Genomic DNA, 7,350 nt, shown 5'->3' with positions numbered 1-7,350 from the left:
CTCGTAGTGGGGAAAGTGGGTGCTCGCCTTTCCCTCCTGGCGTAGATCCCACACGCTTGCCGCGAGTTCGGGATCAGAACTCGCGGGACGGTCAGGCCAGGACCTGGCGCTTGGAGGAAATGACCCCGGTGTCGAAGCCGGCCAGGTGCAGGCCGCCATGGAACCGGGCATGCTCAATCTTCACGCAGCGGTCCATCACGACGTCGAGCCCGGCAGCTTCGGCTTCCTTCGCCACGTCCTCGTGCCATGAGCCCAACTGCAGCCAAAGCGTCTTGGCGCCGGCCGCGATGGCTTCGTCCAGGACACCCGGCAGGTCGTCGTGCTTGCGGAACACGTCCACGATGTCCGGGCTCTCCGGTAGATCCGCGAGCGAGGCATACGTCGGCTGGCCCAGGATCTCCTTGACCACCGGGTTCACGAAATAGACCTTGTATTGCGTGGAGGACTGCAGGTAGGTCGCAACAAAATAGCTTGCCCGGGACGGTTTGTCCGAGGCACCCACGATCGCGATCGACTTCGCCTGCCGCAGCAGGTTCAGCCGTTCCGGCGCGGAAGGGCCCGTCCAGGTTCGCTCTTCAACAGTCATTACTTGGCTCCGATCGTGCAGGTGTCGGCCGACGATGCATCCGCACGCGGCTTAGCGTTCCCGGCTTTCCCCGGACTCGCAAGCTCGTCTGGGGACCCCGGGCCGGTCACTGCACCGCCTCGTTCCTCGGCGGCGCGATGCGCCGCTTCCGCGGATACATCGTTGGCCGTCGCGGCTGTTGCCACGTCCAGGGCCTGGTCCAGGTCCCAGAGGATGTCCTCAATATCCTCGAGCCCGATTGAGATCCGCACGAGGTCCTCGGGGATTCCGGCGGACTCGAGCTGTTCCGGGCTGAGCTGCTGATGGGTGGTGGAGCCCGGGTGGATCACCAGGGTCCGGGAGTCGCCGACGTTGGCCAGATGCGAGGCCAGTTGCAGGGACTCGATGAACTTCTGGCCTGCGGCCCGTCCGCCCTTCACGCCGAAGGAGAACACGGATCCCGGACCCAGCGGCAGGTACTTCTTGGCCCGCTCGAAGTGCGGGTGCGAGGGCAGGCCCGAGAAATTCACGTAGGCGACGCGCTCATCGGCTTCGAGCCACTCCGCCACGGCCTGGGCGTTCCTGAGGTGTTCGTCCAGGCGCTGCGGGAGGGTCTCGACGCCCTGCAGCAGCTGGAAGGCCGACATCGGCGATAGTGCGGGCCCGATGTCGCGCAGCTGTTCGCAGCGCAGCTTCGTCAGGAAGCCGTACTCGCCGAAGTTCCCCCACCAGGAGACGTTGCCGTAGGAGGCCACCGGTTCGGTCATGGTGGGGAATTTCCCGTTGCCCCAGTTGAAGCGGCCGCTTTCGACAATAACGCCGCCCAGCGTGGTGCCGTGGCCGCCGAGGAACTTCGTGGCCGAGTGGATCACGATGTCGGCTCCGTGCTCGATCGGCCGCACGAGGTACGGGGTGCTCAGGGTGGCGTCGACGACGAGCGGGATGCCGGCGTCGTGCGCCACCTTGGCCAGCCCCTCAAGGTCCTGGACTTCCGAGGACGGGTTGGCCACCACCTCGACGAAGATCGCCTTGGTGTTGTCCCTGACCGCCGCGGCGTAGTCCGCCGGGTCGGTGCCGGGGACGAACGTGGTGTCCACGCCGAAGCGGCGCAGCGTGACGTCCAGCTGGGTCACGGTGCCGCCGTACAGCTGGGAGGCCGCGACGATATGGTCGCCGGACTGGGTCAGCGCGGCGAAGGTGATGAACTCCGCGGCCATGCCCGAGGACGTGGCCACCGCGCCGATGCCGCCCTCGAGGGAGGCGATGCGCTCCTCGAACGCGGCCACCGTCGGGTTGCCGATCCTGGAGTAGATGTTGCCGTACTTCTGCAGCGCAAACAGGTTGGCGGCGTCCTGGGTGTCCTTGAACACGAAGGACGTGGTCTGGTAAATCGGCACGGCACGGGCGCCGTGCTCGGCGTCGGGCGTGCCGCCCGCGTGCAGGGCGCGCGTGCGGAAGCCGAACTTGCGGTCAGCCATTACGCGTTCACCTCAACGTTGGCCGAAGGGGTGCCGGACAGGTCGAGTTCCGTGCCGTTCCTGCGGGCGAGGTCGGCCTCGAGTTCGCGCACGATCGGCAAAACGTCCGCACCGAACGCGGCGACCTCTTCCTGGAAGTGCAGGTACCCGGTGAGGAACAGGTTCACGCCGATCTTCTTGTACTCCACGATCCGCTCGGCGATCTGCTCCGGCGTGCCGATCAGCTGGGTCTTGAAGCCGTCGTTGTACTGGACCAGGTCCTCGAAGCTCGAGTCGGCCCACATGCCCTTGCCGTCCTTCGTGGACGCTCCGGCCTCCTGGACAGCGTCGCGGAACCCCTCGACGGCGGGCCTGTGCGCCTTCTCGACGATCTCGCGGAGGGTGTCCCGGGCTTCCTTCTCGGAATCTCGGGCGATGACGAAGCCGTTCAGGCCAAACCTTGGGGAACTCAGCGCGGGGAGGTGGGAGGAACTCAGGGAGGGCAGGGCGCCGCCGATGCCGCGCCCGGTTTCGCCCGCAGCGGCGACGACGCCGGCGATGTTGTCCTTGAACCCTTCGAGGTCCTTGCCGTTGGAGAAGTACCAGTCCGCCACCCGGCCGGCGGTTGCCTGCGCGGCCGTGGAGTTGCCGCCGAAGAAGATCTCCGGGTGCGCGCGCCCCGGCACGTCCACCGGAGCCGGCCGCAGGGTGAAGTCGGTGATGTTGTAGTACTTGCCGGACTGGCTGTATTCCTGTTCGGTCCAGAGCCCGCGCAGGACCTTGATGAATTCCTCGGTGCGGACGTAGCGTTCGTCGTGTTCGAGCCATTCAAGGCCGAAGTTTTCGAACTCGGCCTTGAGCCAGCCGGAGACGATGTTCACGGCGGCGCGGCCGTTGGAGATGTGGTCCGCGGTGATGATGAACTTCGCCAGGACGCCGGGGTGCCACATGCCCGGGTGGACGGCCGAGATGACCTTGAGCCGCTCCGTCGCGGCCAGGAGCGCCAGGCTGAACGAGGTGGCTTCGTGCTGCTTGTCCGCGCCGTAGGACGCGGCGTACCGGGTCTGGGTCAGGGCGTATTCGAAACCGGAGTTCTCCGCGATCCGGGCCAGCTTCTTGTTGTACTCGAAGTCCCAGCCGGTGCGCTGTTCAATGGTGGAGACCACCAGGCCGCCGGAGACGTTCGGGACCCAGTAGGCGAACTTGAGCGGTTCGGAGAGACGGGCGACGCTGCTGATGTCAGTCATGGGTGTTCCTTACTTCTGGGGTGGTATTGCGTTCGCGCAGGACGGTCTGGATGCCGGCGATCGACGGTTCGTTCTGCAGGGAGGTCGTGTCGCCGAGCGTGGTTCCTTCGAACAGCTGGGTCAACAGCCGGCGCATGATCTTGCCGCTGCGCGTCTTGGGCACATCGGGAACGACGACGACGTCGCGCGGCTTGGCGATCGGCCCGATCTGAGTCGCGACGTGCGCCCGGAGTTCGGCGGCGATTTCCTCGCGCCGCTTAGACACCCTCGCTCGTTCCTCGCTCGCGCGATGCGCGGCTACCGAGGAAATCGTCGCCGAATCCTTCAGCACCACGAACGCCACGATGGCGTGGCCGGTCTTCGGGTCCGCGACGGGGCAGACGCCGGCCTCGACGACGTCCGGGTGCGAGACGAGGGCTGATTCGATCTCGATCGTGGAGAGCAGGTGCCCGGAGACGTTGAGGGTGTCGTCCACGCGCCCGAGGATCCAGATGTCGCCGTCGGCGTCGTACTTGGCGCCGTCACCGGCAAGGAACCAGCCCTGTTCGGCGTACTTGCGCCAGTACGAATCGAAGTAGCGCTGCGGGTTCCCCCACACGGTCCGGGCGATGGCGGGGCCGGGGGAGTCCACCACGATGAAGCCCTGGACGCCCGACGGCACAGTGTTGCCGGCGTCGTCCACGATCCGGGTGCCGACGCCGGGCAGCGGCCGGGCGGCGCAGCCGGGCTTGAACTCCGTGTCGGTGGGTGCAGGGGAGAGGATGGTGGCGCCGGTTTCGGACTGCCACCAGGTGTCCACCACGGGGGCGGTGCCGGCGCCGACGTTCTCCCGGAACCAGCGCCACGCCTCGGGGTTGACGGCCTCGCCGACCGTGCCGAGCAGGCGGATGGATGAGAGGTCGTAGCTGGCCGGGACGCCGTCCGGGAACCAGCCCATCAGGGACCGGACCAGGGTGGGGGCGGTGTAGTACTGCGTGACACCGTAGCGTTCGATGATTTCGAAGTGCCGGCCCGGGTGCGGGGTGTTCGGCGTGCCCTCGAAGATCACCTGCGTGGCGCCGTTGGAGAGCGGACCGTACAGCTCGTAGGTGTGGGCCGTGACCCACGCGAGGTCGGCCGTGCACCAGTGGACGTCCTGGTCGCGGAGGGCGGGGTCCGGGTTGCTGAAGAGGTGTTCGAAGCTCCAGGACGCCTGCGTGAGGTAGCCGCCCGAGGTGTGGACCAGGCCCTTGGGCTTTCCCGTGGTGCCGGAGGTGTACATGATGAACAGCGGCGTTTCGGCGTCGAAGGCAAACGGGGTGTGGACGTCAGAGGCCTGCCCGACGGCGTCATGCCACCACACGTCCCGGCCCGCGGTCATCGGGACGGTGTCCAGAAGGTCAGGCGCGGTGGTGCGGTTGACCACCAGGACGTGCTCGATCGCGTTGTCCCCGGCGACGGCCGCGTCCGCGTTGTCCTTCACCGGCACGGCGACGCCGCGGCGGAACTGCCCGTCGGTGGTGACGAGCAGTTTGGCACCGGTGTCCTCCACCCGGAACTTGAGCGCCTCGGCGGAGAAGCCGCCGAAGACGAGGGAGTGGATGGCTCCGATGCGGGCCACGGCCAGGGTGATAATCACCGTTTCGGGGATGACCGGGAGGTAGATGACCACCCGGTCGCCCTTGGTGATGCCGAGGTCCAGCAGGGCGTTCGCGGCCCGGGAGACCTCACCTTGCAGGTCGGCGTAGCTGATGGTCCGGCGGTCGCCCGGTTCGCCCTCGAAGTGCAGGGCCACCTTGTCCCCGCGTCCCGCCGCCACGTGGCGGTCGACGCAGTTGTAGGCGACGTTGAGCCGGCCGCCTTCGAACCAGGTGATGTCCGGGCCGATGCCGGCGTCGACGTCGGCCGGGACGCGGCGGTGGGTGGTGTGCCATGGCTTGTCCTGCCCGGGCACGTCCTGCCAGTCGAGCCGGAGGGCGGCTTCCTCCCAGAAGGCGAGGCGCTCTTCCTCGGTGGCCGGGTGGTTGGCCCGGGCTGTTTCAAGATTTAGGCCCATCGTTTCACTGCCCATTTCTCGGCCAGGCCCAGCAGGGCGTCGGTAATTTTTCCGATCACGGCGAGCAGCACGATCGCCAGCAGGAGCCGGTCCGTGCGTCCGTTGTTCTGCGAGTCGGTGAGGAGGAAGCCGAGTCCCATCGAGGAGGCGATGAGTTCGGCGGCCACCAGGAACAGCCAGGCCTGGGCCAGCGCCAGCCGAAGGCCTGAGAACACCGCCGGAACCACGGCGGGAAGCTGGACCGTGGTCAGCAGCTTCACGCCTTTGAGCCCGAAAGCACGCGCCGCTTCCACCAGGTTCCGGTCCACGTGCCGCAGCGCCAGGGAGACGGTGGTGAAGACGGGGAAGAAGGCGCCGATCAGGATCAGGGTGATCTTGGAATCCTCGCCGATCTTCATCCAGAGAATGAGCAGCGGCACCCACGCCAGCGACGGGACGGCGCGGAGGGCACCGATGGTCGGTGCGAGCAGGGCGTCGGCGAACCGGGACAGGCCCACAAGCGATCCGAAGACCAGTCCCAGTGCCGCGCCGGCGGCAAAGCCGATCAGCACGCGCTGGGTGGAGATCGCGATGTGCTGGCCGAGCTGCCCGCGCTGGAGCAGGTCGATGCCCGCCTCGAGCACCATCGCCGGCGGCGGGAGCTGGACGATGCTGAACACCCCGGCAGCCGTGGAGAGCTGCCAGGCGGCCAGGACCGCCGCGGGAATGATCAATCCAAGGAGCAGACGCGCCCAGCCGTTGGCCAGGATCCCGGCGGGGGACCATCCGTTCGCCGGGGAGCCACCTCCACGCGTAACGGGGGAGTCCGGCCTTACGGCGTCTGCCGGAGTTGCGGGGACGGCTGCAGCGCGCCCGTCCGCAACGCTGGTGCCAGTGACGTATGGATTTCCGAGGTGGGTCATCAGGAATCCTTGATGGCGGACGCGTCCGCCTTCTTCACTAGCGAGTCATCAAGAATGGTAGCGACGGCGTCGTCGATCTGCTTCTGGCTGGCGACATCGCCGGTCTCCACGAACGTGGGGCCGATCTTCGCCAGGACCTTGCGCTGGGCCTCTCCCGGTGCCGGATCAACATTCAGGTTGCTCCGCTCCAGCACCACGGTCTTCGCGACTGCGAGGTCCAGGCCGGCGACCTCGGCGAGGATTTGGGCCGTCTCGTCCGGGTTGGCCACGGCCCAGGCGCGGGCTTTCTCGTAGGCGTTGACGACGGCCTGCGCCTGCTTCGGCTTGTTCTTCAGGAAGGATTCCGTGGCGTTCAGGAAACCGTAGGTGTTGAACGAGAGGTTCCGGTAGAAGAGCTTGGCGCCCTTCTGCTCCGCGCCGGCCATGATCGGGTCGAGGCCGGACCACGCATCCACCGAGCCGTTTTCCAGCGCGGCGCGGCCGTCCGCGTGCTGCAGGTTCTGCACCGTGACGTCCTTGGCGGAGATCCCGGCTTCGGAGAGGGACTGCAGGAGGAAGAAGTAGGGATCGGTACCCTTGGTCGCGGCCACGGACTTGCCCTTGAGGTCAGCCACCGTGGTGATGCCCGAGGAGGACTTCGCCACGAGGGCTGCCCATTCCGGCTGGGAGTAGATATCGATCGTCTTGATCGGGGAACCGTTGGCGCGCGCCAACAGGGCGGCGGATCCCGCCGTCGAACCGACGTCGATCGCGCCGGAGCGCAGCGCCTCATTGGCCTTGTTGGACCCGGCGGACTGGACCCAGTTGACGGTGACACCCTGGGCCTTGAGGGAGGCCTCAAGCCAGCCCTTCTTCTTGATGACCAGGCTCAGCGGGTTGTACGTGGCGAAGTCGATGTTGAGAGTCCCGCTCTCGACGGCGGCATTCGCCGCGGGGGCCCCGCCGGAGCCTTCGCCTGCGACGCAGCCCGTGAGGACGAGCGCGGCGGAGGCGGCGACGGCGCCTATGACGGAACGGCGGGTGGCTTTGCGGGCGAATGACATGGGGATCCTCTGGGAGACGAAGTGACGTGGAAAGAAGGGCAGGCGGGCATAAAAGCGGGTGGTGCCGGAGCGCAGGAGCGGCTGTGGTGTTCCCGGGCGCT

At 67.3% G+C, this 7,350-nt stretch carries 6 protein-coding genes; all 6 read right to left on the bottom strand.

Features of this window, described 5'->3' with window-relative positions:
- Nucleotides 1–91: 91 nt before the first annotated feature.
- Genes ACZY0Y_RS14440 through ACZY0Y_RS14415 form a run of 6 tightly spaced genes read right to left on the bottom strand, consistent with a single transcriptional unit; the run spans nucleotide 92 to nucleotide 7,249 of the window.
- On the bottom strand, nucleotides 92–586 hold the full coding sequence (locus tag ACZY0Y_RS14440) for a CoA-binding protein (RefSeq protein WP_463958695.1): 495 nt from the start codon (nucleotides 584–586) through the stop codon (nucleotides 92–94).
- Nucleotides 586–2,043 carry an O-acetylhomoserine aminocarboxypropyltransferase/cysteine synthase family protein gene (locus tag ACZY0Y_RS14435; protein ID WP_463958694.1) on the bottom strand — a complete coding sequence of 486 codons (1,458 nt, stop codon included), beginning with the start codon at nucleotides 2,041–2,043 and terminating at the stop codon, nucleotides 586–588. The genes ACZY0Y_RS14440 and ACZY0Y_RS14435 overlap by 1 nt, the downstream gene beginning before the upstream one ends.
- Complete coding sequence (sfnG, locus tag ACZY0Y_RS14430; RefSeq protein WP_463958693.1) at nucleotides 2,043–3,269, bottom strand: dimethylsulfone monooxygenase SfnG; 1,227 nt, start codon at nucleotides 3,267–3,269, stop codon at nucleotides 2,043–2,045. The genes ACZY0Y_RS14435 and sfnG overlap by 1 nt, the downstream gene beginning before the upstream one ends.
- Nucleotides 3,262–5,304: an acetate--CoA ligase gene (gene acs, locus ACZY0Y_RS14425; RefSeq protein ID WP_463958692.1), complete on the bottom strand. Its 2,043-nt coding sequence runs from the start codon at nucleotides 5,302–5,304 to the stop codon at nucleotides 3,262–3,264. Before acs ends, sfnG begins: the two co-directional genes overlap by 8 nt.
- On the bottom strand, nucleotides 5,295–6,206 hold the full coding sequence (locus tag ACZY0Y_RS14420; protein ID WP_463885763.1) for an ABC transporter permease: 912 nt from the start codon (nucleotides 6,204–6,206) through the stop codon (nucleotides 5,295–5,297). The genes acs and ACZY0Y_RS14420 overlap by 10 nt, the downstream gene beginning before the upstream one ends.
- Nucleotides 6,206–7,249 carry an aliphatic sulfonate ABC transporter substrate-binding protein gene (locus tag ACZY0Y_RS14415; RefSeq protein ID WP_463958690.1) on the bottom strand — a complete coding sequence of 348 codons (1,044 nt, stop codon included), beginning with the start codon at nucleotides 7,247–7,249 and terminating at the stop codon, nucleotides 6,206–6,208. Before ACZY0Y_RS14415 ends, ACZY0Y_RS14420 begins: the two co-directional genes overlap by 1 nt.
- Between the last annotated feature and the right edge of the window lie 101 nt (nucleotides 7,250–7,350).

This window comes from Pseudarthrobacter kochi, assembly GCF_055412805.1.
This window is presented reverse-complemented; position numbering and strand designations above follow the sequence as displayed.

What these genes read in the sequence shown, in the direction of transcription:
- ACZY0Y_RS14440 (WP_463958695.1), bottom strand. Translation starts at nt 586, where the DNA reads ATGACTGTTGAAGAGCGAACCTGGACGGGCCCTTCCGCGCCGGAACGG.
- ACZY0Y_RS14435 (WP_463958694.1), bottom strand. Translation starts at nt 2,043, where the DNA reads ATGGCTGACCGCAAGTTCGGCTTCCGCACGCGCGCCCTGCACGCGGGC.
- sfnG (WP_463958693.1), bottom strand. Translation starts at nt 3,269, where the DNA reads ATGACTGACATCAGCAGCGTCGCCCGTCTCTCCGAACCGCTCAAGTTC.
- acs (WP_463958692.1), bottom strand. Translation starts at nt 5,304, where the DNA reads ATGGGCCTAAATCTTGAAACAGCCCGGGCCAACCACCCGGCCACCGAG.
- ACZY0Y_RS14420 (WP_463885763.1), bottom strand. Translation starts at nt 6,206, where the DNA reads ATGACCCACCTCGGAAATCCATACGTCACTGGCACCAGCGTTGCGGAC.
- ACZY0Y_RS14415 (WP_463958690.1), bottom strand. Translation starts at nt 7,249, where the DNA reads ATGTCATTCGCCCGCAAAGCCACCCGCCGTTCCGTCATAGGCGCCGTC.